Source organism: Allobosea sp. NPDC055594 (genome assembly GCF_053618995.1).
In genome coordinates this window covers 538,840-564,198 of sequence record NZ_JBSHIO010000002.1, presented here as the reverse complement: position 1 = coordinate 564,198, position 25,359 = coordinate 538,840, and the positions used below count along the sequence as shown (strand labels likewise).

The 25,359-nt window shown below is 65.2% G+C and carries 17 protein-coding genes; 4 read left to right on the top strand and 13 right to left on the bottom strand.

Going from position 1 to position 25,359, the window contains the following annotated elements; translation table 11 throughout:
- The first annotated feature begins 2 nt into the window (after positions 1-2).
- Positions 3-6,467: a hypothetical protein gene (locus tag ACWGRX_RS06575; RefSeq protein WP_452116868.1), complete on the top strand. Its 6,465-nt coding sequence runs from the start codon at positions 3-5 to the stop codon at positions 6,465-6,467.
- Between the two features lie 278 nt (positions 6,468-6,745).
- The gene (locus ACWGRX_RS06570) at positions 6,746-7,213 is read left to right on the top strand and encodes a hypothetical protein (protein WP_452116867.1); all 468 of its coding nucleotides are present in this window, start codon (positions 6,746-6,748) and stop codon (positions 7,211-7,213) included.
- Positions 7,214-8,313: 1,100 nt separating this feature from the next.
- Here the strand turns inward: ACWGRX_RS06570 and ACWGRX_RS06565 are convergent.
- From ACWGRX_RS06565 to ACWGRX_RS06555, 3 genes are read right to left on the bottom strand one after another with little or no spacing between them, the layout of a single operon-like run.
- Positions 8,314-9,333, bottom strand: a complete 1,020-nt coding sequence (locus ACWGRX_RS06565; RefSeq protein WP_452116866.1) for a GntR family transcriptional regulator — start codon at positions 9,331-9,333, stop codon at positions 8,314-8,316.
- 42 nt (positions 9,334-9,375) lie between these two features.
- Positions 9,376-10,491, bottom strand: a complete 1,116-nt coding sequence (locus ACWGRX_RS06560) for a mandelate racemase/muconate lactonizing enzyme family protein (protein ID WP_452116865.1) — start codon at positions 10,489-10,491, stop codon at positions 9,376-9,378.
- 8 nt (positions 10,492-10,499) lie between these two features.
- On the bottom strand, positions 10,500-11,456 hold the full coding sequence (locus ACWGRX_RS06555) for an NAD(P)-dependent oxidoreductase (protein ID WP_452116864.1): 957 nt from the start codon (positions 11,454-11,456) through the stop codon (positions 10,500-10,502).
- A gap of 92 nt (positions 11,457-11,548) precedes the next feature.
- Here ACWGRX_RS06555 and ACWGRX_RS06550 point away from each other — a divergent pair, with 92 nt between their 5' ends.
- Positions 11,549-12,658 (top strand): mandelate racemase/muconate lactonizing enzyme family protein, encoded by a 1,110-nt coding sequence (locus ACWGRX_RS06550; protein ID WP_291640459.1) that lies wholly within the window; start codon positions 11,549-11,551, stop codon positions 12,656-12,658.
- Between the two features lie 99 nt (positions 12,659-12,757).
- On the opposite strand, the gene ACWGRX_RS06545 is transcribed toward ACWGRX_RS06550, so the two are convergent.
- The 3 genes from ACWGRX_RS06545 to ACWGRX_RS06535 form a co-directional block, all read right to left on the bottom strand.
- On the bottom strand, positions 12,758-14,248 hold the full coding sequence (locus ACWGRX_RS06545; RefSeq protein ID WP_452116863.1) for a tripartite tricarboxylate transporter permease: 1,491 nt from the start codon (positions 14,246-14,248) through the stop codon (positions 12,758-12,760).
- Positions 14,249-14,252: 4 nt separating this feature from the next.
- On the bottom strand, positions 14,253-14,723 hold the full coding sequence (locus ACWGRX_RS06540) for a tripartite tricarboxylate transporter TctB family protein (protein ID WP_452116862.1): 471 nt from the start codon (positions 14,721-14,723) through the stop codon (positions 14,253-14,255).
- Between the two features lie 61 nt (positions 14,724-14,784).
- Positions 14,785-15,627, bottom strand: coding sequence for a tripartite tricarboxylate transporter substrate binding protein (locus tag ACWGRX_RS06535; protein ID WP_452116861.1), 843 nt, complete (start codon positions 15,625-15,627; stop codon positions 14,785-14,787).
- A gap of 696 nt (positions 15,628-16,323) precedes the next feature.
- Here ACWGRX_RS06535 and ggt point away from each other — a divergent pair.
- Positions 16,324-18,027, top strand: a complete 1,704-nt coding sequence (gene ggt, locus ACWGRX_RS06530) for a gamma-glutamyltransferase (RefSeq protein ID WP_452116960.1) — start codon at positions 16,324-16,326, stop codon at positions 18,025-18,027.
- Positions 18,028-18,029: 2 nt separating this feature from the next.
- Here ggt and ACWGRX_RS06525 read toward each other — a convergent pair whose 3' ends face one another.
- From ACWGRX_RS06525 to ACWGRX_RS06495, 7 genes are all read right to left on the bottom strand, one after another.
- Positions 18,030-19,253, bottom strand: coding sequence for a Zn-dependent hydrolase (locus ACWGRX_RS06525; protein ID WP_452116959.1), 1,224 nt, complete (start codon positions 19,251-19,253; stop codon positions 18,030-18,032).
- 25 nt (positions 19,254-19,278) lie between these two features.
- Positions 19,279-20,568: an ArgE/DapE family deacylase gene (locus tag ACWGRX_RS06520; RefSeq protein ID WP_452116860.1), complete on the bottom strand. Its 1,290-nt coding sequence runs from the start codon at positions 20,566-20,568 to the stop codon at positions 19,279-19,281.
- Positions 20,569-20,585: 17 nt separating this feature from the next.
- Positions 20,586-21,578: a branched-chain amino acid ABC transporter permease gene (locus tag ACWGRX_RS06515; protein WP_452116859.1), complete on the bottom strand. Its 993-nt coding sequence runs from the start codon at positions 21,576-21,578 to the stop codon at positions 20,586-20,588.
- A gap of 49 nt (positions 21,579-21,627) precedes the next feature.
- Complete coding sequence (locus tag ACWGRX_RS06510) at positions 21,628-22,503, bottom strand: branched-chain amino acid ABC transporter permease (protein WP_291640449.1); 876 nt, start codon at positions 22,501-22,503, stop codon at positions 21,628-21,630.
- Positions 22,504-22,513: 10 nt separating this feature from the next.
- Positions 22,514-23,233, bottom strand: coding sequence for an ABC transporter ATP-binding protein (locus tag ACWGRX_RS06505; RefSeq protein ID WP_291646493.1), 720 nt, complete (start codon positions 23,231-23,233; stop codon positions 22,514-22,516).
- Entirely contained in the window at positions 23,226-23,954 is a 729-nt protein-coding gene (locus ACWGRX_RS06500) for an ABC transporter ATP-binding protein (RefSeq protein ID WP_291640446.1), read from the bottom strand. The genes ACWGRX_RS06505 and ACWGRX_RS06500 overlap by 8 nt, the downstream gene beginning before the upstream one ends.
- 109 nt (positions 23,955-24,063) lie before the next feature.
- Positions 24,064-25,308 carry an ABC transporter substrate-binding protein gene (locus ACWGRX_RS06495; protein WP_452116858.1) on the bottom strand — a complete coding sequence of 415 codons (1,245 nt, stop codon included), beginning with the start codon at positions 25,306-25,308 and terminating at the stop codon, positions 24,064-24,066.
- Positions 25,309-25,359: the final 51 nt, after the last annotated feature.

The window sequence follows — 25,359 nt, the reverse complement described above, 5'->3', positions numbered from 1 at the left end:
CCATGGCCTTGCAAGACCCCGTCCTCCATTGCCTGCTGGATCGCGAGCCGGCCTCGTTCCACCCCGCCAGCGCCGAGAAGCCGATCGTCTTCGCGGTCAATCTCAGCCTTGAATACCCGTCTGATTCCGGAGCGGCCGCGCCGATCGATGAGGAGGAGGTCGTGGCGCGGGACCTCTTCGACAGATTTCTGCAGGCCGTGCAGCAGGTCCGGTTCCATGTCTGGAAATACGTCACCGGCCAGGGGCTGGCATGGGTCGGCAAGGTCGACGACCAGATTTCCGAGACCTCGCTCGGTGCGGCTGGGGAGCTCCTGGCATGGCTCGACAAGGAAGGGCGACCAGCCTCGACCTCCTCGTCGCGGTACTGGTCGACCAGCGCAGCCGCCAACACGCAAGAGCCGACGGAGATCACCATCCAGGCTGCCGGAGCCGCCGACCGGCTGCGGGCGGCGCAGTCGTGGAACGCGCCGATCGCCCACAAATTCGGGCTGACGCATCTGCTGCGCCCGGCGAGCAAGGGGCTCGGGCACTATCTGGTGCTGCCCTATTTCGCCGACCCGGGCGAGCATCCGGAGGTGCCGACGACCGCTGGCACCATCGCCGATCCAAACTGGGATGTCAGCTATGACCCGCTCGGCGGACTCGGCAGGGTCATTTGCAGGACCGAGCTGCTGAGCGAGGCGACCCTGCCGCTCGACCTGCCCGGGGACGTCGACGACATCATCGGCCCAGAGGGCTTTCTCAAGGTCGATTGCGACGCCGTCAATCTGTGGCGCGTCGTGCGCTGGTTCGAGGAACGGGCCGCCACGTTGCTGGCGGTCGGCCCTGCGCTGGCTTCGTCTGCCGGCGAGGTGGACAGGCCGTACGAAGCGTTGTTCGAGCCAAGTTCAGTTCCGGCCGAGCCAGGAACACCGTCGCCGATCGCCGTCTGGGCCGCCGCCGCCGGGCTCTGCGCCGCGCTCGACACCCTCCTCATCGGTCTCCTGAAACCTGCATCCGGCGGTGACAGCGAGGGGCCGATCCTCGCGCCATTGGTCACGGCGCTGCTCGAAGAGCTCGAACGGCCGGGGTTTCAAGACGCCCATAAGCTCACACCAGAGAATTTGCGCGCTCCGCTCGTGACCGGCGCGCTGCGCGATACGTTGCGGCACAGTCCGCTTGCGCAGCGCAATGCCGATCGCGCGCAGCTTGCCGCAGCCCTGCGCCATGTGCACGGCATCGGCAAGCCCGGATCCGATGCCTCGCCTGAAGCAGGCTATGTCGAGACCTTGCTGCGCATTTATGAGGGCGCGCCGGGACCGGTGCTCGACCCCGCCCGGCTCTCGGTCACCGAGGAGCAGGGGCTCGCGATGCTGATGCGGGGCCTCGCCGCTGCGGAACAGCGTCTGCAGGACGAAGCGGGGCTGGAAGCGGCGACATTGCGGCTGATCGAGACCAGTGCACCGGCGTTCAACGGACCGCCGGCGCGGCTGATCGCCGAAAACTATGCGGAGGCGATCGGGCGACCCGGCGACGAGGCACTCATCGGTGCTATCGAGAGCAATGTGGTCCCGTCGGCCTGGGCTGCCTTCCGAACCCTGCTCGACGGCGCTTTCAACGGTGCCGAGGCGGCCAGGCGTGCTGCCGGCAGCGAGTTCCTCAAACTGGTGCTGGAGCGGCTGGACGGCACGGAGCGAAGCAGATCGACGCAATTTCGCGAGCTCGCCAGGGACGCCGACTATTTCGGCAGGCGTCTGCTCGGCGAGGACGGCGTTGCGGCAGGGCTGGGATGTTTCGCCACGTTGATCGAGGCGCTGCCGACGCCGGCGTTTCCGGGAACGTCCGAGGACAGGCGGCTGGTCCACACGCATCTCGCGCGAGCCTATGCTGCGTCGATCGCGGGGCTCGACCGCCTCCTCGATCCGCTGGCGCATTTCATCCCTGAGAATGCGCCGCAGCCGCTGCCTATCCAGATTGCCGCCGATATGGACGGAGCCCGGGTCGACGTTTTCGCGCAGCATCTGAACGGCATCGGCGTCTGCCTGCGGCGCATCGACAGCCCCGATGACAGCAAGAACCCCTGGGCACATGCCAATCTGGCCGAGCTGACCTGGCCGCACGATCCTGACAAGCCCGCATCCGTCACGACCGTTGAAGCTGCGATCCATCCGATGCTGCCGGCGGTGAGCGACGGCCGGGCCCCGATGTTCATCGACTTTCAGGGCTTTCCCTTCGCCAGCAGCGAGCTCCTGGAAACGCGGCTTCCGAACGGTACCGCGGAAGGAGAACGCAGCTACACGCCGTTCTATCGCCACGGCTCCTCCACGGCGCCCGGTTTCGCCAGGGTCCCACGTCTCGCCTATGGGCGTTGGGTCGAGAGCCTGTCCTTCGTCACGACCAATGCCGGTACCTTGCCGCTCATTCTGCAGCACTCGGCCGCGCAGCCTTGGATGCCGAAGCACGAGCTGCAGGCGCCGGGCGAGACGACGCAGGGCGCGCTGATCGCACGAGTCCCTTACAGCCGTCGTACCGCGATCGGCCAGACGGCGGTGGAGGAGAGGCGCGAGAACGGAAAGCTCCTGCGCATCGGTGCTCCGCTCGCCGCGGTCGTGCCGCTCGCCGCCGACTATCCGCGCATCGGACTTTACGCCGAACAATCCGCCGATGGCGCGCGCGATCTGTTTCGCGAATCCGACGGACGCGGGGCCCTGGTGATCGGCAGCGCCATCGCCTCGCACATGACGAACAGCTGGCAGCTCGCCGATATCCGCTGGATCGGCGCGCCCTCCGCGCTCGAGTTGCGCTTCTTCGATGGCCCGGCCGCGCACCCGGACCATCCCGGCATCGCCAATGTCAGCTTCGAGCAGTTGGGCGCGGCCAATGAGGGCAAGTCGAACGCTGTCGATCTCGCAGCGGTGGACGCGATCGAGATCAGTTCCAGTGCGACGCGCAGCGACCCGTATGATGCCGCCAGCCCGCTCGACGTGGTGCTGACGGTGAGCTGCGGCGGTGTCAAGGAAAGGCGCACGTTCCAGAGCCGGTCCGACACGCTGCGGCTGCGCCTCGTGTTGAAAGCCGCCGGCGAGTCGGCCGCGATGAGCTTCACGGATACGGGGGCCCGCGCGCCGGACGGAGTGGATGCACCGCTGCTGCTTCTAGCCCCGGAAAAGGGTGGCTGGAATGGCGGGCTGAGCGACGAGGTCACCGTCACGCTGCATACGCCGCGGATCGGCTATCTCGATTTCGACCGTTGGCTCGGCAATGCCGATCTGCGCAAGCGGATCTTCAAGGATGACGCCATCGCCCGGTGCTTCGAGGGCGCGCTGCTCGCCGCCTATCTGATGCGTCACCAGGATGAGAGCCTCGCGGCCGCGCTCGACCGGCTGCCCGATCCGGCCGTGGAGCAGATGCGGATCGAGCTCGTCCTGCTCGATCAGCTCGCCGGTACGCCGGCGAAGCCCGGCAGCGTGACCTTCGACGTCTCGGCGGTGCTGGGCAGGATCGCCAAGGCGCTGAAGGACAACATGTTCTGGACGCCCGAGCGTCTGCGCTCCGAGATCTTCAACCCGATCGCGCAGGCATTCTGTTGCACGGTCACGCTCGGTCCGGGCTCTTCGCTGAGCCTTGCAGGCAAAGCCAGCGATTTCAGGGCGACCATCCCGGCCGGCCATGTCGCGCGCCTGTCTGTCGACGCGCTCGTCCCGGCCGAGCACTTCGCTGGGCAGGTCATTCATCCGCCCGTGTTCGACTCCGGCCTTCTGCAATTCACGACACGCGCCATCGCCGGCAAGTACCTCGCTTTCCCGGCCGCGGCGGTTCGGGTCGAGACGATGCTGGCCTTCACGCCCGCGCAGCAGGACAAGGAGGCTCGGAACCGGCTCGCCGCCGAGATGATCACGGTTCAGCCGATCCGCAGCTCCCGCCGCTATGAGATCGTCACCAGGGACCAACTGCCGAAAGGTCCATCGCACGCCGAGCGGACGCGCTTCTGGCGACTGATCGGCGAAATCGACGTGACGTCGCAGCGCTGGCGCCCGAGCGGGCGCCCGATCTATCATCACATCAACCCGAGAGATTTTCGCGAGGACTGCCAGAAGGTGGACGCCCCGCTCGACCCGGCCGTGGAGCTCCGGCTCGATCAGGCTGGTCGGCTGGCTCGTTTCGAGGGTGAGGCGTTTTTCGACCGCTCGAATCTCGACGCTCAGAGCGTCACCCAGAAGCTGCTGCCCTTGCCCTCGCGCACGGTGCTGCAACCGCATTTCTGGGACCAGCCTTCCGCCACCTATTTCCGTCATCGCTTCACCCTGCGCTCGCGCTATGCCGGCGCCTTGCGGGCTGGCCGCGAGCTCAGTTCCTGGTCGGCGGAGGAGGCGAGGCCGGAGACAGGCTGGACGATGCGCGTCGCAATGCTCGCCGACCAGTCGCGCATCATGCTGACCCGGCCGCAACTGCGCGCGCTGATCCCCCTGACGTCGGCGCCGGGCGGCGGGGCCGACAGGCATCCCGGGCCGCCGGTGATCGGCGTGCTGCAGGAGCCGCCTTTCGCCCGCGGCGGGCTCGCCGATCGGATCGCTTCGGAGATCAAGACCGGCTTCGGCTACGGCTTTGAAGCGCTCCCACAATCGGGCTCGGGCAAGCAGGTCGCAACCGTCGAGATCCTCGACGCGCGCAAGGAGATCGGACCGACCCCCTATCTGGACTACCGCCCCATGGACAAGACGCGGGCGCTCGGCATGACGCTGATGGCCGAAGGCCCGGTCGGCCTGACCTTCGACCATGCCAACGCCACGGCGCCGGCCTTCCCGAACAGCCTCGTCATGCTCTCGCCACGCGATATCGGCGATGCGGACTCCAACGCCGTTTCGCTCGAGGAGCACTTCCTCGGCGTTTCGCTACGCCGTCACCTCGATCCGGCATGGACGACGGAAGAGACCGTTGCGCCCATCGGCCTCGACGCCGAGCGCGGCTGGTGGATCGAGCTGGATCTGCAGAAAGGGATGCCCGAAAAGCTGCTGCGATACGGCGCCGACGGGGCCGAAGCGGATCTGCTGCTGAGCGCTGAAGCCGGTGGCGCCCTCGTCTTGCACACCCTCAAGCTCGCCGTCGACGGCCATGTCGCGGGAGCCAAGGACAAGCATGTCGACATCGCACGCTTGCCGTCGATCCAGAAGGGCTCGCCGGAGGAACGCGATTTCGCGAAGCTCGCCGTTCTGCACCAGCCGGTCTCCGCCGGACGCTATTCGCTTTCCGTATTCGCGGTTCCGACAGCGAACTGGGTCGACACAGCCGCCGGCCGCAGCAGTGCGCCGCTTATGCTGGCAAGCTTCGAATGGTCGTCGCCCGCCAAGGACAAGGGCAAGGGCAAGAAGGAGCAGCCGGTCGCCATCACTTTGACGGCAGTGGAAAGCGCTACTGCCCGTGCCGCGATGGCGAGCTTGCCGACCTTCCTGGCCTGGACACGGACCAGCCGCGATTTCGACTTCGTGCATGTCGCCGAGCAGAAGCTGCCGGGCGGTTCGGGCGATCAGAATGACTTTGCCGCGGAACCGGTGCCGACAACGGATCTCGTCGCCATGCTCACGGCGAACCACGAGAAGATCCAGCTGATGCGCAGCGGCAGCAATGGCCAGCCCGCCTGGCTGATCTCGTCAACCCTCCTCAGCCCGTTTCCGCTCCACGTCCATCGCCATCTTGCGGCGCTCACCACCCGCTATCTCGACGAGCCGGGGCGGCCGGTCGAGACTTTCTGCCGTTCGGCGCTGCTCGCTGGCGCGGCCAACGCGCTTGTCTTGCCGTCGGGCGCCATCAAATCCCCCTCTGCCGAAGACCGCGTGCGAGTCGTCGAGTTCGAGACGCCGGCCGCGATCCTGTGCGGGACCCCGTCGGGGGCGATCCCGCTGACATACCACAAGGCCTATTTCGACCTGACGGGAACCGGCCTCGACACCGACATCAACGGCATGCGGCTCCTGATACGCCTGGTTGGATCGCCAGCGCATCTGCGCCGGTTCACCAGCCTGGAGCTTGAGTTGGCCGATGCGAACAAGAATCTCCGCAAGATCGAGATCCAGCTCGACAACGGCGCGAAGAGCTTCACCAAGGCGCTCGAGCTGCGGGTGGAGGGAGAAAGGATCGTGTCCGTCCAGCAATTGCGATCCGACGGAGAGGCACGCTTGGTTCCGCATGACAACAGCGCCGGCAGCTTTGCAATGCCGACAAAGATCAGAGAGAATTCCGGCTTCTTCATCGGGGTTGAGGCGAAGGGCGGCGCAGGCGAATTCTGGGTCGACATATCGCTGCTGCATCTCCCAGAGGCGCTCTCGGGCGCTTTCGAATTCGACTGGCTGTTTGGCCGGGCGGGCGGGGATGAGCCGGCGGTCGAGGTGACGCCGCAAGCCCTGCGCCAGATGGTCGAGGCGCAGGCGCGTATCGTCGCGGTCTCGCCGCCGATCCCGATCATTTCGCATGATGGGGCGCTGAAGACATAGGCGCGGATCGCATAGGCCGACATCTCGATCGATCCGGCCATGGCGTTCGACGGGGATCGATGCCGTCAGTCCTGTCATGTGGCAGCGTAGGCTGCGGCCACGACAGCGGATGCTGATTTTTGACGAGATCGGGATCGAAAAATCGATCGAACAGTGCTTCAGGGTTTCTTCCGGCCCGCGGTGTTTCCTCGGCATCGCGGTCCTGCTGGCCGCCAAAAGACATGGCTCGGTAGGGACCAACTCAACGGAGCTCATCAGGGCGCAGTGCGAGGCCGAGAATGTCCGGCTCGCAGCAGCTCGGCTATGACGGCGCGAGATCGCCGCAAAGCGCCGCCGAACTGTACGGGTTCCTTGTCGGCGCCAAGGCATGGGCGCTCAATCCGATGCTGTTCCAGCTTGCTCATGCGGCAATCAAAGCGCGGAAGCGCACAACACTGATCAAGCGCATTGTGCATACCCCGGCAAGCAGCCTGGTATCCGCTCGGCTTTTGCTCCTGTTCCGTTCTCGTGAAGGAGGAATAGGTCATGTCGGCGAGGCTGGCCGAGATCGAAGACGATCGTGGCGCGATCGCGTGGGAACGATCGGGCCGGTTGAGAAATATGGAAGCGAGCGGCGGACGTTCCGGGGGCTGCTGCCAAAGCCGTCTCTCGCGGCTTTGTGCGTGGCGTGTTCTCAGGGGCATCGCGCGACACCGGGAGGGATCGGTGATGGCGGAGCAAGCAAAGAAAGAGCAGGCATTCAATAAAGCACCATCTGCGCCGCCTTCATGGCGATTTGAATTCAGATCGCCGCAATGACTCGCGCGTGGGCCGTTTCATTTCGCATGTTCGCGGTTTTACGGGGATTGGGGGAGGTGCGCAGAAATGAGTTCTGATGGCTATTGGGCTGGTGTGTTTATTGCAGCCATGATTCTTATTGCCAAAAATGGAATGTCAGGAATTGCATATTTACTGTTTTTAGCGCCCTTGTCGTGGTTCTACGTCATATGGGCCGTTATCGAAAGAGTGTTCCGTTAAGATGAAAATCTGGCCATATGTTCTCGCAGGCGTTTTCGGGGCGATCGTTGTTCCTTATGTTTTTAAATCAACGAGCAGCGCTTCGGCGATGCATTGCATCAATGTTTCCGATGATCGGAGCTGGAGTTTTCGGAGTTTTGAAAATAAGTGCGACCGGGCAATAACAGCCAGGTTCTGTGACAAGAGCGGTGTCGGCGAAGTCGCGCGAATATTTGGATTCCAGAATGTCGGAGATTGGCGCTGTAAGACCGGAACTTACTATCCGGGTGAGAATATCGCGACTATAAAATGGACAAATGAGCAAAGCTCAGTCGCGTCCATAGCGCTGGCATCCTCCGTATATACGATAATCGCCTGTTTCCAGACGCACAATCCGATACCGGCCGGCGAAGGAAAATTCCACTGCGAGCTATCCAAGTAAGTAAATATAGTCTTCAATAATTTCTGTTGCGGCAGAAGGATGTCGAGGCAGTTCGTCGTATTTTGCTTGGATAGAGTCCGCTGATCTTCACCGGCACGCCTCGTCTCGTCAATCGTCCTCGGCTTCAGGCGCTGTGCTGAGTTGCCGTCCGGGCCTCGATGCGAGGCTTGGCGATGGCCTTGTCGCGGGCTTCGTCATCGGTTTCGACGATCTGCGTCAGGGCTTCGACCAGGAGCGTGAAAGCGCCCGTTCTGGCTATAGGTGAGGTTCGCAAGAGAGGCATCGGAAGGTCTCTCTTGCCGTCAGCGACGATGTGACGGCAGGGCTTGGCGGTTGCGGCCGAGAATGTGCCGCCGCGGCTGCGTTCGGCCCGGCATTGTTCCGGCTGGTGCGTTGCTCGAAAAAGCTCTAGGCCTCGCGCGACATGTATTCTGGCGCCACGAAATCGTCCGGCGGCGAGGCTTGATAGCGCTCGATCACGACGTCGAAGGCCGAGCGAAGATGCTGCTCCAGCGCCTCCGCTGCGCCCGCCGCGTCCCCCGCCAGCAGCCGGCGGAACACCGCGACGTGTTCGCGCGCCATGCTGCGTATCTCTTCCACGCTGGTGCCCTTCTGGAAGGTGTAGTGCGTCGACAGCAGGGGCAGTTGCGAGCGGTAGATTGCCGAGCACATCTCGCTGTTGGGGCTCTTGAGCACCATGTCGAGATGGAGGTCCTGTTCGAGCTCGAGGATCGTCGTCGCGGCCGGGCGGGTTTCGGCATCGACATAGCGCTCGACCCTGCGCAGGGCACGCGTAACGGCGGGGCGGCCGAGGAGGGGGGCTGCGCGCATGAGGGCGGCGGGCTCGAGCAGCCAGCGCATCTCGTAGCGGTTGCGTAGATCGTCCATGGACAGCGGCCCGACATACCAGCGCGAGCCTTCGAGCCGCGCGATATCGAGCCGCTCCAATCGCACCAGGATCTCGTGCGCGATGGTCCGGCTGACGCCGTAGGCGCGCGCCAGCCCGCTCTCGTTGACGGTGAATTTGCCATAGGCGAGGCAGGCGGAAATTTCGCGCTCGACCTCCGGATAGAGCCGTGCGCGGTGGCTGCGCGAGCCGCCGGCGGTGTCGAACCCCTCCGGCAGGACGAGTCCGGCTTCGAGCAGATCGACCCGGTGCAGCTTGCCGGCTCCCTGCCCGACCTGGAAGCCGCGCCGCGCCAGACGGCTGACCAGCCCCGCTTCTTCAAGCTCCCGCAATGCCGCTGCCGCCGGCACGCGACTGGTGCCGAATGCCTTCGCGACGGAAGTCTCGTTCACCACGGTGCCGTCCGGCAGCGTGCCGTCGCGAATGTTGCTCTGGAGTGTGTCGGCGATGAGCCTGTACATCGGCAGGCCGACCAGGGGTTCGCCGACCTTGCCAGCCGGAGACGCCGAAGCTCTCGTCATGCTGCCTGCGCCTTTCAAAGCCGCTCACATCAGTCGATGCGTTCAGGCGGGCTGGGCGAACCGCCTGAACGCCTCTTCGCTTGGTGTCGAACTCGCGCCCGGCCGTTGTGGGCGCCGAAAGGCGCCGGCCTCGACCGCGGCGGGCTCTTCGAACCAGTCCTTGATCCAGGGGATATACTCCAGAATCGTCGAGGCGGGATGCCAGAAGGCGAGGTGGACGTGAACCTGGGACATGTCGCCGGCATGCGGGGCGACCGGCAGGCGCCGGGCATGGGCTGCATCCGCCACTTGAATGTACTCGGTGATGCCCCCGAGGCGGGTCACGTCCGGCTGGACATAATGGATCGCGCCGGCGTCGAGGAAGGCATTGAAGGCGTCGAGGGTGTAGAGCTGCTCGCCGAGCGCAACCGGGATCGTGGTCGCCCGGGCCAGTGCGCCGTGGGAGGCGACGTCGTCGTACCAGAGCGGCTCCTCGAACCAGAGCAAATCATAGGCCTCGGCCCGGGCGCAGAAGCGCATGCAGGTTGGGAGATCCCATTTCCCGTTGCCGTCCACCGCAATGGTAACGCTGTCGCCAACCGCCCTGCGCACCTTCTCGATGCGGGCGAGGTCGGTGTTCGGGTCGGCATGGCCGACCTTGAGCTTGATGCGCCGGAAACCGCCTTTTTCGACGGCGGCGACGCTGCCCGCGACCAATGCGTCGTCCGGAATCGAGAGCCAGCCGATGTCGGTGTTGTAGGCGTCGAGGACCGTACTGGTCGCGCCGCCGAGGACATGCCAGAGCGGCTGCTCCGCCGCCTTCGCCTTGAGATCCCAGAGCGCCACGTCGACCGCCGCAAGGGCGAGCTGGGTGATGCCGGCGCGGCCGATCCACTGCAGTGCCGGCGATCGGGCCAGACGGTGCCAGAGCCGCGTGATTTCGCCGGCGTCCTCGCCGAGCAGCAGCGGTGCATAGCAGTCGCGTATGCAGGCGGTGATCAGCCTGTCCGACGGCAGATGCGCATGAGTTCCGGTGAAACCGTAGCCGGAAAGGCCGGTCTCCGTCTCGATGCGGCAGCCGACCACGCCCCAATGCGAGATCGTATGGGTCGAATCGGAGATCTGCCCGCTCGTGACCGGGATATGCAGGATAAAGGGCTCGACCTTGATGATCTTCATGGTGTGCCTCAGGCGACGCGGAAGCGGAGTGCTTCGCCGGCGCGAAGCCTGCGGATATTCTCGCCGATCATCGCAGTGGTGCCGTCGAAGGCAATTTCTGTCACGCCGGCGATGTGCGGCGTCAGCACGATGCGCGGATGGCCGACGAGGCGGCTGCCTTCGGCCGGAGGCTCCTGGCGTACGGTGTCGAGACCGGCTGCGCGGATGCGCCCCTGATCGAGGGCGCCGATCAAGGCCTCTTCGTCGACGATCGCACCCCGGCCGACATTGATCAGGGAGGCGTTCGGCTTCATCCGGGCGAGGAAGGCGGCATCGACCAGAGCGTCCGACTGGGCGTTGTGGGGCGCCGTCACGACGATGAAGTCCGCTTCCGCGCAGAGGGCGTCGAGCCGGTCTAGCCCGCCGACCCAGGCGAAGCCGTCAGGCGTCGTCTCCGGCGCGGTCCGCTTGACGCCGACGAGCCTCATGTCGAAGGCGCGCAGCCGCTGCGCCACGGCCGAGCCGATGTTTCCGAGGCCGATCAGCCCGGCGCATTTGCCGGCCAGGCCGAGATTGAGGTGCTCGGTCCAGACCCAGCGCCGGGTCTCGATCTTCTCGGCCGACTCGGCAGGCAGGCGCGCGCAGGCCAGGACGAGCATCACTGCGTGCTCGGCCACGGAGGCGGCCATTCCCGAGAACTCCGAGGGCGCGTTGGCGACCTGCACGCCATGGCGCTTGGCGGCGGCGGTGTCGACCTTGTCGTAGCCGACGCCGAACTGGTGGACGAGCTTGATCGCGCTGCCGGCGAGCAACTCCTCGGTGACGGCCATGCCCAGCGGAATCAGCACCTCGCAAGCGCGCGCCGCGGTGTGATCGAGATGGGCGCGGTTCACGATCCGGCAGTCCGGCAGCAGCCGCTCAAGCCGATCGACCAGGGCGTCGGGCCAATCGCCGCACAGCGCGACCTTCACCTCTCGATTAGTCATTGCGCGCTCCTCCCAAAAACGCTTAATGCATACGAAGTTCATTATTCCAAGCCGGGACTCGGCGCAAGAAGTCAATGGGAGGCTGTTGCGGAATGGCTAAGATCGTCGGAGTGCAGGTGCTGCAGGCGGACCTGAAGCCCAAGGTGAAGCGGACCGATGCGGTCCAGAGCTTCGAGCTGCAGGAGACCCCGATCGTTCGTATCCGGGATGCCGACGGCGTGATCGGGACCGGCTACAGCTACACGATCGGCACCGGCGGCTCGTCGGTGATCCACATGCTGAATGACCACCTCGTCCCCGTGCTGCTCGGCCGCGAGGCCGACGACATCGAGGCGATCTGGCGCGACCTGATGTATCGCGTTCATGCAACCACCGTGGGGCCCGTGACCTCGCTCGCGCTTGCGGCAGTCGATACCGCGCTCTGGGACTTGCGCGGGCGCCGGACCGGGCTGCCATTGCACCGCCTGGCCGGCGGCGCCAAGGACCGGATCAAGCTCTACAACACCGAGAATGGCTGGCTGCATCTTGACCAGTCCGAATTGGTCGAGGAGGCGATCCGCGCCAAGGAGGACGGTTTCGGCGCTTCCAAGCTGAAGCTCGGGCGCCCGCACGCGGCCGAAGATGCGCGCCGCATCGCCGCGGTGCGCGAGGCGGTCGGAGCCGAATGGGACATCATGACCGATGCCAACCAAGGGTTCCATATGGACGAGGCGATCCGGCGGGCGAAGGCGTTTGAGCCCTTCGATATCGCTTGGTTCGAGGAGCCTATCCATGCCGATGACGTCGCCGCGCATCGCCGGCTCTGCCAGTCGACCTCGATCCCGATCGCGGTCGGCGAATCGATGTACAGCCTGTCGCAGTTCAAGGACTACATGCAGGCGGGTGCCTGTTCGATCGTGCAGACCGATGTCGCGCGTATCGGCGGCATCACGCCCTGGCTGAAGGTCGCGCATATGGCCGAGGGCTTCAACATCCCGGTTTGTCCGCACTTTCTGATGGAGATCCACCTCGGCCTGTGCTGCGCTGTGCCCAACAGCCGCTGGCTGGAGTTCATCCCGCAGCTCGATCTCGTGACCCATACCGGCATCCGTATCGAGAACGGGGTCGCCTTCCCGTCCGAGCAGCCAGGGCTGGGCATCGACTGGAACTGGGAAGCGCTTGACCGCACGGTGAGCGCAAGGCAGGCCCACGGTAACTGGTGACGATCGCGTCCTTGCGCGAACTGCAGACAATGAAGAAGGCCGGCATCATCGATGCCGGCCTTCTTCATTGGGATCCGGGATAGCCGGCGCGCCGAGCGCTCAGGCCGGCTGGCTGCGACTGCGCAGCCCGGCCACGATCGGCCACAGGATGACGGAGCCGGTCACCAGCGCGAGCGTGCCAGCGATCGGCCGGTCGACAAGGCCGACGAAGCTGCCGCCCGACATGATCATGGAGTTCACGAAGTTCTCCTCGATCATCGGCCCGAGGACGAGCCCGAGAATGGCCGGCGCGAGCGGGATGTCGTTCTCCTCCATGAAGAAGGCGAGCACGCCGAAGCCGAGCATCACCCAGATGTCGAACAGCGAGTTGTTGATCGCGTAGGCTCCCAGGATCGACAGAACCAGGATCACGGGCATGAGCAAATCGCGCGGCGCTTTGAGGATCTTCGCCGAGACCTTGATCAAGGCCCAGCCGAGCGGAAGCATGATCAGATTGGCGAGGATGAAGACGATGAACAGCGCATAGACGTTCTCCGGCGAATTGAGGAAGATCGTCGGGCCCGGATTCATATTCTTCATGAAGAGCACGCCAATGGCGATCGCGGTGATGGAGTCGCCGGGAATCCCGAAGACCAGTGCCGGGATCCAGGCGCCCGATACCGCGCTGTTGTTGGAGGCGCCGGCCTCGATCAGGCCTTCGGGATGGCCCGTGCCGAACTTCTCCGGCTCCTTCGAGAAGCGCTTGCTCATGGCATAGGACAGCCAGGCCGCCATGTCGGCTCCCGCGCCCGGCAGGATCCCGACCGCGGTGCCGAGCGTGCTGCCGCGAAGTATCTGCCAGGGATACTGCTTGGTGAGGAGCCACATGCTGGCGAAGATGCCACCGATCTTCTTCTGCACGATCTCGAGCGACCCCGAGGGGCTGATCATGTGGCGCAGCACCTCGGAGAGGGCGAACATGCCGACGATGACCGGGATCAACGAAATGCCGGCCATCAGGTCGGTGGAGCCGAAGGTCAGCCGCGGCACCGCGCCCGGATTGTTCATGCCCACCATCGCCACGATGAGGCCGAGCAAGAGCGACAGCACGCCCTTGCTCGGGCTGGACGAGCCGATGAATACGGCCGCGCTCAGGCCGAGCAGCGAAATCCAGAAGAACTCGACCGCTCCGAATTTGAGGGCGTAATCGGCGATCGCCGGCGCGGCCGCCATCAGCACGGCGCTCCCGAAGAGGCCGCCCATCACCGAGAAGACGAGGCTGATGCCGAGCGCCTTCTCCGGCTCGCCCTTCAGGCTCATCCGATAGGAATCCTCGACATAGGCCGCCGAGGCGGGCGTACCGGGGATGCGCAGCAGGCAGCCGGGTATATCGCCGGCGAAGATCGCCATCGAGGATGCGGTGACGATGGCGGCCACCGCCGGCACCGCCGGCATGAAGAACGTCAGCGGGACGAGAAGGGCGACCGCCATGGTCGCCGAGAGTCCGGGGATCGCTCCGACCAGGAGGCCATAGGCCGCCGAGGCGATGATGACGAGAAGGACGCTCGGGGCGAGCACCATCTCGAGTGCGGTGAGGTAAGCATCGAGCACGGGGTCACCAGCGGATCGGTTCGAGCAGGCCCCAGGGCAACTGCACCCTCAGGCCGAGATGGAACAGGCTGTGCATGAGCAGTGCGGCGCCGACGGCGACAGCGAGGGCCAGTTGCCAGCGCACCCCGAGCGAAAGGAACAGCGCCAGCAGCAGCAATGAGACTGTCGGCAGGAAGCCGAGCGTGCCGACGCAGAGCACATAGAAGGCCACGCCGGCCGGGATCGCGGCGAAGCGCAGCAGGAACACCGGATTGCGGGTCCAGGGCTGGAGGCTGATGAGCGGCGCCGCGCGCTGGCGGCCACCCTCGACGACCAGTGCGACTGCGGTCACGCCGAGCAGAACGGCCAGAAGCAGCGGAAAAAAGCCCGGGCCGTAGATCTGCTTGCTGGGATTGGGCAGTTGTATCCCGGCGATCCCCAGGCACAGCGCCGCAAATGCGGCGATGATTCCGAGGCCTAGATTATTCACCTTCATCGCACACTCCGCGCGGCGGCGGGCCGCGCCGGCGATCGGACCGGCGCGGCCGAGATCGGGTTCAATCGCGCTGTCGGATGCCGATCGCCTTCATGACGTCGCCGGTCTGCGTGAAGTCCTTATCGAGATAGGCGGCGAAATCGTCACCGGCGGCCCAGACCAGGCCGAAGCCGCGGCCCTTCATCGTCTTGGTGAAGTTCTCGGATTCATAGACTTTCTTCAGGCTGCTCGTCAGCCGCTCACGGACATCCGCAGGCAGCTTGGGAGGGGCGACGATGCCGCGCCAGGCGCCCGCGCTGTAATTGGCGCCGAGTGCCTCGTTCGCCGTCGGCACGTTCGGAAAGGCTGCGGTGCGCTCGTTGCCGATGGTCGCGAGCGCGCGCACTTTGCCGGCTTCGACCATCGAGGCACCCTCGGGCAGCGAGGAGGCAACGATATGGACGCCGCCGGCGGCCAGTTGCTGGAAGCCGGGCGCGGCGCCTTGCGTCGGGACGAGCGTCACCTTGTTGGGGTCGATGCCAATCGAGTGCAGCAGCCCGCCGAAGGCGAGATGGGCGGCGCCGCCGATCGGCACTCCCGACATCTTGTAGGTGCCGGGCTGGCCGGCGCGGATCGCCTCGACGACCTCCTTCGCCGCTTTCCATTGCGAGGTCGCATTCACGTGAATGGCGCTCGGGTCGAAGTTCACCAGCGCGATCGGCGTGAAATTCTTCCAGGTGATGTCGCCGGTGGCGCCCCAGTAATAGGTCGAGAGTTCGGTCGTCGCGAGACCGATGGTGTAGCCGTCCGGGGCCGCCTTCGCGATTTCGGCATGAGCGATGACGCCGCCCGCGCCGACGCGGTTGACGACGTTGACGGGCGTGCCGAGCTCCTGTTCCAGCCCTCCCGCGATCAGCCGCGCCACCGCATCGGTGCCGCCGCCCGCCGCCCAAGGCACGATCAGCGTGATCGGACGTTCCGGATATTTGGCCTGGACGGCGAGGACCGAGGCGGCGAGCGCGACGGCGGCCAGTGTCATTCGTTTGAGCATTTGTACCTCCCTGACGGCGTGATTGTTCGGGTCGGCGAGCCGCGCCCGGTTTCCGCGAAGCTACAAACGGCCCCTTGCAACGTCAATGCATATTGCATGGAGAATGCGATTAATGGCGTCGGCCGTGAGGGACTTCGCCTGGATGTCAGCTGCGGAAGCGGAGGCGCTCCGAGAGCTGGTGGCGGCCAATCGCAACGGCAAAAGGAAGCCGAGCTTGACGCTTCGATCGTGAAGCTGAGCATTGCGGCTTCAATCGAGGTTGCGATGTATGAGCGCAACCAGATCAGCGAGGTCCTGGTAGGCCACCCGGTTGAGCCATGCGCGCTTGCAGGACGATGTCATCCTGACCCTGATCAAGCCGCGCTGCGACCTCTTCGCCGCCACGAGAGCTACGGCCATCAGGCCGACTTCGGCATGGCGATAAAGCCGCTATGGCTCCAAGGGTTGGGAGGGCAGAAGTCCAGACTGCGACAGCGCTATCGCATTGCTCAGATTGTGGCTCGGCCTATGGTCGGCGAGAGACAGATCTATCTCTTGGGGCAATTGGGGGAAGCGATGACGGCGAGACAGATGCAGGGCTGGCGCGACAGGGCGGCGGTGAGTTTCACCGCGGAAAAGCAGCCGGCGCATGGCTCGCGCGGCATGGTCGTCACCAACCATCCGCTTGCCTCGGCGGCCGGTGCCGAAATGCTGGCGGCCGGCGGAAACGCCGTCGATGCGGCGATCGCGGCCCTGTTCACGCTTACGGTCGTCGAGCCGATGATGGTCGGTATTTTCGGCGGCGGTCTCTCCCATATCCGCCTGCATGACGGCACCCATGTCGTGCTTGACGGTCTGAGCGCGGCGCCGCGCGCCGCCACGCCTGATATGTATCGCCCGGTCTCGGACCGCATGCCCGCCTATATGGAAACGGTGGATCGCGAGAACACGATCGGCGCAAAGGCGGTTGCGACGCCCGGCACGCTGCGCGGTTGGTGCGACGCGAACCGGCGCTTCGGACGGCTCTCGCTTGCCGACGTCATGGAGCCGGCGATCCGCCATGCCCGGCGCGGCTTTGCCGTCACGCCCTATCTCGCCGCCTGCATCGCGGAGGCGGCCGCCGATCTGGCCGGAGACCCCGAAATTGCACGCCTGTACCTGCCAGGGGGCACGCCGCTCGCCGCCGGCCACCGCCTGGTGACGGGCGACTACGCGGACACGCTCGCCAGCATCGCTGCCGAGGGGCCGGACGCGCTCTATGGCGGCGCGCTCGGACGGCATATCAGCGATCACATGGCCAGGGCCGGCGGCCTGATTGGGCTCGACGATCTCATGGCCGTCAGGACGATCGATCGCCCTCCGGTTCACGGCAGTTATCGCGGCTTCGACATTTACGGGCCGCCGCCGCCTTCGGCCGGTGGCGTTCATGTCGCGCAGATGCTCAACATACTCGAGCACTACGACATGGCCGGTCTCGGCTTCGGGTCGGTCGAGAGCATGCATCTGCTCGGCGAGGCCCTGAAGATCGCCTTCGCCGATCGCGCCGCAGCCACTGCCGATCCCGCTTTCGTTCAGGTGCCGGTCGAGCAGCTCATGTCGAAAGCCTATGCCGGCGAGCGGCGTGGCCGCATCGACACCAAACGCACCGCCAGTTGGGCCCCCGGCGTGGTCTCATCGGAATCGGCCAATACCACGCATGTCACCGTGGCCGACGCCGAGGGTAACATCGTCGCCAGCACGCAGACGATCAACGGATTGTTCGGCGCCCGCTTCATCATTCCCGGCACCGGCATCGTGCCGAACAACTACATGGCGCTGTTCGATCCCCATCCCGGCCACGCGCTGTCGATCGCGCCGGGCAAGCGCGTCACCACCTCGATGGCGCCGACCATCGTCTTCCGCGACGGCCAACCCGCTTTCGCGCTCGGGCTGCCGGGGGGCTTGCGGATATTCGGCTCGGTGATGCAGGCCCTCGTCAACCTGATCGATCATGGCATGAGCCTGCAGGAAGCGGTCGAGGCGCCCAGACTGTGGACGCAAGGCGAGGCGCTGGAGGTGGAAGAGGCCGTCCCCGCTGCCCAGCGTGATGGGCTCGCCGTGCGCGGCTGGAACGTGCTGCCGGTCGCCCATGTCGGTGGTGGCATGACGGCCATCGCCTTCGGCCCGGGTGGCGCCACCACGGGCGCGGCCTGCTGGCGTGCGGACGGTTTGGCCATGGGCCTCGGCGGCGGCCTGGCGCGGGCCGGCACGCGCTTCTGGCCCGACGCGCCGAACGTCACGCTGGAGGCGGATTGACCTCAGGCGGCCAGTTTCAGCACCGCATTGAGCAGCACGTCCGCGCCATCCCGGCATTGCTCGGGCGTGCTGTATTCCGTCTCGTTGTGGCTGATGCCTGTATCGCTCGGGACGAAGAACAGCGCTGAAGGGCAATAATCCATCATCGGCACCGCGTCATGGCTGGCCACGGTAAGAATATCGCGCTGAGAAAAGCCCAACCCCTCGGCCGTGTCGCGGATCAGGGCGCTCATCGCCGGATCGCAATTGATCGGGCCGAACTCAAAATACTGCTCAAGATCGATCGATACGCCGCGCTCCTGCGCAATGCGGCGGCAGGCGTCGCGCAATTCCATTTCCATGGCGAGCGCCATGTCGGCATCCGGGTGGCGCACGTCGCAACTCAGCCTGACCTCTTGGGGAATGACGCCGCGTACATTGGGATAGACTTCGAGATAGGGCGCGTTCGAGCGCCCGTCACGCCCGCGCGACCGGCCGATCCGGTCGATCTCCAGCGTCAGCGCCGCCGCGCCAACCAGCGCATCATGGCGCTGCTCCATCAAAGTCGGCCCGACATGCGCCGCCTGACCCTTGATCGTCGCCACGAAATAGCGCGCCTTGAACGAGCCGGTCACCACGCCGATCTGTTCGCCGCCTTCCTTCAGCAGCGGCCCTTGCTCGACATGAACCTCGAGATAAGCCGTGAATGGCCGCCCCCCGACCGCCATGTTGCCGGCATATCCGATGCGCTTCAGCGCCTCGCCGACACTCAGGCCTGACGGATCCTGCCGCGACAGTGCGAAGTCGAGCGTCATGTCGCCGGTGAACACCGAGGAGCCCATGGTCATCGGCGAGAAGCGCGCGCCTTCCTCGTTGGTCCAGGCGATCACTTCGATCGGCAGGCGCGTCTGCAGATCCAGGTCGCGCAGCCGGCGCAGCACCTCGAGGCCAGCCATCACGCCATAGACGCCATCGAACTTTCCGCCCGTCGGCACGGTGTCGAGGTGACTGCCGATTGCCACCGGCGCGGCGGCGTGGTCCGTACCCTCGCGGCGGGCGAAGATGTTGCCGATGCCGTCCACCGTCACGGTACAGCCGGCCTCCTCCGCCCATTTGCGGAACAGGTCGCGGGCGCGCCCGTCTTCTTCCGACAATGCCAGACGGCGACATCCGCCTCCGGGCGTTCCGCCGATCTCGCCGATCTCCATCAATGCGGACCACAGCCGGTCGCCATTCACGCGCAGCATGCTCACGGCACAAACTCCCAAAGGCCTACAGGCGTTCGATTCCGCACCATTCCGCCAGGAACAGCGCCATGGTCTTGGTCACGGCCTTGACCGACTCGAGGTCGACCCGCTCATCAAAGCCATGCGGCCTTTCGCAGATCGGCCCGTAAACCAGGCCGGGCGTATTCTGGTAGAGGCCGAAGAAGCGGGCATCGGTCGCCGCCGAGGTGATCTCCTCCTGCAGGACCGCATTGAATACCGCCTGATGGGCGCGACCGAGCACGGCTTCCGGGCCCTCCGCATTCTCCAGCACATACCCTTCCGCCATATGGCCGTGATACTCGATGCGCGGCTGGTGGTTCGACAGATAGGGATCGGCCAGCGCCGCCTCGTGCACCCGCGCCTCGATCTCGCGCTGGATGTCGGAGAGCTTCACGCCTGGCAGCACGCCGACCCGGATGTTGAGCACGGCCTTGGACGGGACGCTCGAGGTCCACTCGCCGCCCGAGATCTCGCCGAGATTGACCCGGATCGGATGCGGGTGATCCTTGTAGAGCGGGTGGTGAACCTTGCGCGCGTTCCACTCATCCTCGAGCCGCTTGATCGGCGGCCACAGCAGGAGCGCCTTCTCGATGGCGTTGGAACCGACATTGTTGAAGCCCGCCGAAGCATGCTGCGGATCGCCCTCGACATGGACCCGGAACCAGATCAGGCCGACCTCGGCCCGCATCAGCTTTGGTTCCAGCGGCTCCGGCACGAAGGCGCAATCGGCGCGGTAGCCGCGTTGCAGGCAGGCAAGCGTGCCGTTGCCGGTGCATTCCTCTTCGACGACCGACTGGAAATGGATCGGCGCCGTCGGCGCAAAGCCCGCCGCGCGCACGGCATCGAACGCGAACAGCGTGCCCGCCAGGCCTGATTTCATGTCGCCGGCGCCGCGGCCATACATCCATTTGCCATCGATGCGCGGCTCGAAGGGCGGTGTCGTCCAGCGTTCCCAGGCGCCCGTCGGCACCACGTCGATATGGCCGTTGAAGATCAGCGAGCGGCCCTTGCGCTGTGCCGGACGATAGGTACCGACCACATTGTAGGCGTTCTCATAGCTTGCATCGACCACGGGCGCGAAGCCGGGCAGATCCTTGATGTCCTCGACCTTGACCTTCCAGTGGTCGACCGCCAGGCCGCGCTCGGCCATCGCGCTCGCCATCAGGTCCTGCACGGTATGCTCATGACCGCGCACCGACGGGCAGCGCACCATCTCCTGGGTGAAGCGGACCTGCTCGTCGAAACCACGATCGACTGCCGCCGTGATCGCGGCGACGATATCCTTATCCAGCATGATCGTTCCCTTTGACCTCAGGACGAGGAGCGCGACGCGAAGCGCCGCCTGAACACCGGACCGAGCGTGGTCAGTCCCTTGGGCAGGAACATCACGATGAGGATGATGATCGCGCCATAGACCAGCAGCCGGTACTGATCGAGATCGCGCAGCAGCTCGACGATGCCGGTCAGGATCAGCGCCCCGATCAGCGGGCCGCTGAAGGTGCTGAGCCCGCCGACCAGCGCCATCGCGATCACCAGGATTATCAGGTCGATGCCGACCGCCGCCGTCGGCGTGAGGATGCTGATGTAATGCGCGTAGAAGGCGCCGGAGATGCCGACCAGGAAGGCGCTGATCCCGAAGACCAGCAGCTTCTGGCGGGTGAGGTTGACGCCGAGGCTCTCCGCGGCATCCTCGGCATCGCGCATCGCGATGATCGAGAGCCCCGTCCGCGAGCGCATCAGCAGCATGATCACCGCGGTCGAGGCGATCAGCAGCAGCAGGATGAGATAGTAGTACGGTACCTTGTCGGCCGGTGAGAACACGACCTTGCCGAGCAGCGGCAGGGTGAAGCCTTCGAACGGCCGGATGCCCCACAGGCCGAGCTCGCCGCGCGTGATCGTCTGCAGGTTCGAGATCACGATGCGCACGATCTCGGCAAAGCCCAGCGTCACGATCGCGACATGCGCCATCGACCGGATCCGCAGGATCGGCAGCCCGATGAACAGGCCCGTTGCGGTCGCAGCCAGCGCGCCGAGCCAGATCGTCAGCCAGGGGCTCAGGCCCAGCTTGATGCTGAGCAGCGCCGAGACATAGGCCCCGATGCCGAAAAAGGCGTGATGGCCGAAGGTCTTCATCCCGCCAAATCCCGCCACCAGATTCCAGGCCGAGGCGAAGATGCCGAAGATCATCGACAGGATCAGCACATGCAGCAGGTAGGGATTGCGCGTGACCAGCGGCACCGCGACCATCGCCAGGATGGCGACTGCGATGATCAGCCATTGCGCCGGCTTTACCGGTTGGAACATGCGTCTCTCCAAACGGTCGGCGGGAGTGTTGGCATGGCGGTGCTGGCTCTCATGACGGCTTCTTGCCGAACAGGCCCCATGGCCGCCACCAGATCACGGCGATCATCATCGCGAAGCCGATGACGTCGCGCCATTCCGACGAGGTCAGCTGCACGCCGATCGCCTCGACGACACCGAGCAGCAGGCCGCCGGCGATCGCGCCCGGGAAACTGCCGAGCCCGCCGAGAATGACCACGACGAACCCCTTGAGTAGGATCGGCATGCCGCTCCACGGGTTGATCGCATAGATCGGCGCCAGCATGGCGGCCGCGACCGCGCCGAGCGCACCGGCGATGCCGAAGGTGATCAGGTAGATGTGCTGCGCCGGAATGCCGACGACGGCAGCCGCGTCGCGGTCCTGCGCAGTGGCGCGGATCGCCCAGCCCAGCCGCGTCTTCTTCAGGATGAAGGTCATCGCCCCGATCGTCACGATGGCGACCACGAGGATCAGCAGGCGCTGCAGCGGCAGGCGGACGCTGCCGATCTCGATCATGCCGTCGAGATAATAGGGCACGCTCTGGAACTGCTCGCCGAAGGTCAGCAATGCGGCGTTCTGCAGGAAGATCGACAGTCCCAATGTCGCTGCGATCGTCGAGAACATCCAGGCTTCCTTGCCCATCAGGTAATGGACCGTCAGGCGCTGGATCAGCATGCCGAGGATGAAGGTCGCGACGACCGCCACCGGAATGGCGAGATAGGACGGCACCCCATAGGTCACCGCCAGGAAGAACACGAAATAGCCGCCGAGCATGTAGAACTCGCCATGGGCGAGGTTCAGCACGCGCATCGTGCCGTAGACCAGCGCGATGCCGCTGCCGATCAGCGCGTACATCGAGCCGATGATCAGGCCGTTGATGATCTGTTCGAGGAAGATCGCGAAGGTCACAGGCTTCCCCTCAAACGCCGAGATAGACGCGGCGGATCACATCGGAATGGATCATCTCGTCTCCTGTCCCCGACAGCACGACGCGCCCGCCTTCGAGCAGGTAGCCATGGTTGGACAGGCCGAAGGAGAGCTGCACATTCTGCTCGTTGAAGATCACCGCGACGCCGTCCTGGTTGATGCGCTTGATGATCTCGCCGATCTGTTTGACGACCCGCGGCGAGAGGCCGAGATAAGGCTCGTCCATCAGCAGCAGACGCGGCTTCGACATCAGGCTGCGGGCGATCGCGACCATCTGCTGTTCGCCGCCGCTCATCTTGCCGGCGATCTGGTCGCGCCGCTCCGCCAGGATCGGAAACAGGCTCTCCACCCATTCGAGCCGGTTGCGCGCCTCCTTGCTGACGCTGCGGTGGTAGGCGCCCAGCAGCACGTTCTCGCGCACGGTCATCGCCGAAAACAGGCGGCGGCGCTCCAGCACCATCGCGATGCCGAGGCCCACCATCTCATGCGTCGGCACGCGGGTGATGTCCTGGCCCTCGAACATCACCTTGCCGGATTTGGCCGGCGCCAGGCCCATGATCGCCTTGAGCACGGTGCTTTTGCCCGAGCCGTTGGGGCCGAGCACGGCGACCACCTCGCTCTGGCCGACCTGCATGGAGACGTCCCAGAGGACCTGGTAGTCGCCATAAAGGACGTTGAGGCCCTCGACCGTCAGTATGGGGGTATCAGCCATGCCCGTCACCGTCGCCGAGATAGAGTTCGATGACCTCCGGATGACGCGCGATCTCGGCCGGCGTGCCCTCGGCCATGCGCACGCCGCGATTCATGAAGATCGCGCGGTCGGCAAGCTCGGTGATCACCTTCATGTTGTGCTCGATGATGATCAGCGTCAGCCCTTCGCCGCGCAGTCGCTTCACCAGTTCGATCAGCCCGGGCACGCTCGCCATGTCGACGCCGCCCGTCACCTCGTCGAGAAGCAGCAGCTTCGGTCGCGTCGCCATGGCGCGCGCCATTTCCAGCCGCTTGCGCTGGCCGGTACTCAGCCCCTTGGCGAGAATGTCGGCCCGTTCGCTCAAGCCAACCATGTCCACATAGCGCCGGGCCTCGACGCGCGCATCGGCCATGGAACGGTGATGGGCGATGGCGCCGACCATGACATTCTCGACGACGGTGAGTTCGTCGAAGGGCTGGGTGATCTGGAAGGTGCGCGCCAGGCCTGCTCGGCAGCGCCGATCGGGCCTGGTGTCCGTGATCTCGTGCCCATCGAAGGTGATCCTGCCCTTGGTCGGCGCGTGCACCCCGGCGATGACGTGGAAGGTCGTGGTCTTGCCGGCCCCGTTTGGCCCCATCAGCGCGAGGATCTCGCCAGGTTGCACGGAAAAGCTCAGATTATCGACAGCGACGATGCCGCCAAAAGCCATCGTGATGCCCTCGACCTTCAACAAGGGCGTCACGGGCGCCGGATTTTGCATAGAGTCGGACCCCGCCGCTGCCACGAAACGATCACGCAATGAAACGGCGCGCCGGGGTACCGTTGACTGGTCCCGACGCGCCTGCCGTGTCCTATTTGGCCGGCTTGAACGTGGACGTCGCAGCGGTCGAGGGCCAGATCGCGCGGCTGACGCCATCCTGGATCTGGGCGATCGGCACCGGGAAATAATCCGCGCCGGTCTTGGGCGTATGGATCTCGGTGTCATAGACCAGCCGGGCGATGACGCATTGCGAATCCGTCTTTGCGAAAGCTTCCGACAGCTTGGCGGGTTCGATCGAGCCGGCCTTCTTGATGTTGTCGAGGAGCATCGTCATCTGGCAATAGCCTTGGGCGTGGTCGCCATTGCCCTCGACCTTGGCCTCCGTCTTGAACATCTCCGCGAAGCCCTTGTGCTTCGGGTTGTTGACGGGGTCGAAGAACAGCGGCGTCCACAACAGCCCGTTGGCGGCGGCACCCGCGCCCTTCAGGAATTCCGGGCGGATCGGATAGTAGACCGCCAGGTGGAGCGATTTGAGACCCTGCTCCTTGATCTGCTTGACCAGCGCGATGCCGGAATTGACCGAGGTGAAGATCGAGATCAGCACGTCGGGCTCGTTGCCACGCAGCTTGGAGAGCTGAGGATAGAAATCGGCATAGCCGAGCGGCACGGTCTCGCTCGACGACACCGACCAGCCGTCCTTTTTGAACAGCGGCTCGGTATATTCGACGTTCGATTTGCCGTAGTCGGTGTCCTCGACGATGAAGGCGACCTTCTTCTTGTCGGCCTTGACGGCGCCCTGCTTGATCAGGTCCTGCACCGAGCTGAACAGCGCATCGGCATAGGCATCGCTGTTGAAGCTCGCCTTCCAGAAATTGCCGAACCGCGCCGGATCGCTCTTGATCTTCTTGGCGATTTCGATGGAGACGGGCTGTCCGCTCATCATGAACTTGCCGAAGCTTGGCGCGACTTCCATCAGCGCCAGCGTGACCGAGCTCGCGATCGTATCGCCGACCAGGATATCGACATTGTCGCGGGTCAGGAGCTTCTGCGCCGCGCTGACGCCGACCTCCGGACGCGAGGCACTGTCCTCGAAGATCAGCTTGATCTTGCTCTTCGCGCCGCCGATCTCGATGCCGCCGGCCTTGTTGACCTGCTCGGCCGCGACTTCATAGGCCTGCCGCATCGAAATGCCGGAATTCGCCGCCGGGCCGCTCAGGGGGCCGATCACGCCGATGGTGATGTCGCGCGCCGAAGCGCTCCCCGCCATGCCTGCGGTCGTGGCGCCGATGAGCGTTGCCGCAAACGAATAGCGGAGGATCTTGTCTGTGACTGCCATGATATTCCCCCTGTTCCTGGTTTGCTTATCGGGAGCCGCCACACGGCTGCG

Bases quoted from the DNA above. Each gene is read 5' to 3' on its own strand.
- ACWGRX_RS06555 (WP_452116864.1), bottom strand. From the start codon at position 11,456: ATGACTAATCGAGAGGTGAAGGTCGCGCTGTGCGGCGATTGGCCCGAC.
- ACWGRX_RS06495 (WP_452116858.1), bottom strand. From the start codon at position 25,308: ATGGCAGTCACAGACAAGATCCTCCGCTATTCGTTTGCGGCAACGCTC.
- ACWGRX_RS06570 (WP_452116867.1), top strand. From the start codon at position 6,746: ATGTCCGGCTCGCAGCAGCTCGGCTATGACGGCGCGAGATCGCCGCAA.
- ACWGRX_RS06560 (WP_452116865.1), bottom strand. From the start codon at position 10,491: ATGAAGATCATCAAGGTCGAGCCCTTTATCCTGCATATCCCGGTCACG.
- ACWGRX_RS06575 (WP_452116868.1), top strand. From the start codon at position 3: ATGGCCTTGCAAGACCCCGTCCTCCATTGCCTGCTGGATCGCGAGCCG.
- ACWGRX_RS06565 (WP_452116866.1), bottom strand. From the start codon at position 9,333: ATGACGAGAGCTTCGGCGTCTCCGGCTGGCAAGGTCGGCGAACCCCTG.
- ACWGRX_RS06505 (WP_291646493.1), bottom strand. From the start codon at position 23,233: ATGGCTGATACCCCCATACTGACGGTCGAGGGCCTCAACGTCCTTTAT.
- ACWGRX_RS06525 (WP_452116959.1), bottom strand. From the start codon at position 19,253: ATGCTGCGCGTGAATGGCGACCGGCTGTGGTCCGCATTGATGGAGATC.
- ACWGRX_RS06550 (WP_291640459.1), top strand. From the start codon at position 11,549: ATGGCTAAGATCGTCGGAGTGCAGGTGCTGCAGGCGGACCTGAAGCCC.
- ggt (WP_452116960.1), top strand. From the start codon at position 16,324: ATGCAGGGCTGGCGCGACAGGGCGGCGGTGAGTTTCACCGCGGAAAAG.
- ACWGRX_RS06515 (WP_452116859.1), bottom strand. From the start codon at position 21,578: ATGTTCCAACCGGTAAAGCCGGCGCAATGGCTGATCATCGCAGTCGCC.
- ACWGRX_RS06520 (WP_452116860.1), bottom strand. From the start codon at position 20,568: ATGCTGGATAAGGATATCGTCGCCGCGATCACGGCGGCAGTCGATCGT.
- ACWGRX_RS06540 (WP_452116862.1), bottom strand. From the start codon at position 14,723: ATGAAGGTGAATAATCTAGGCCTCGGAATCATCGCCGCATTTGCGGCG.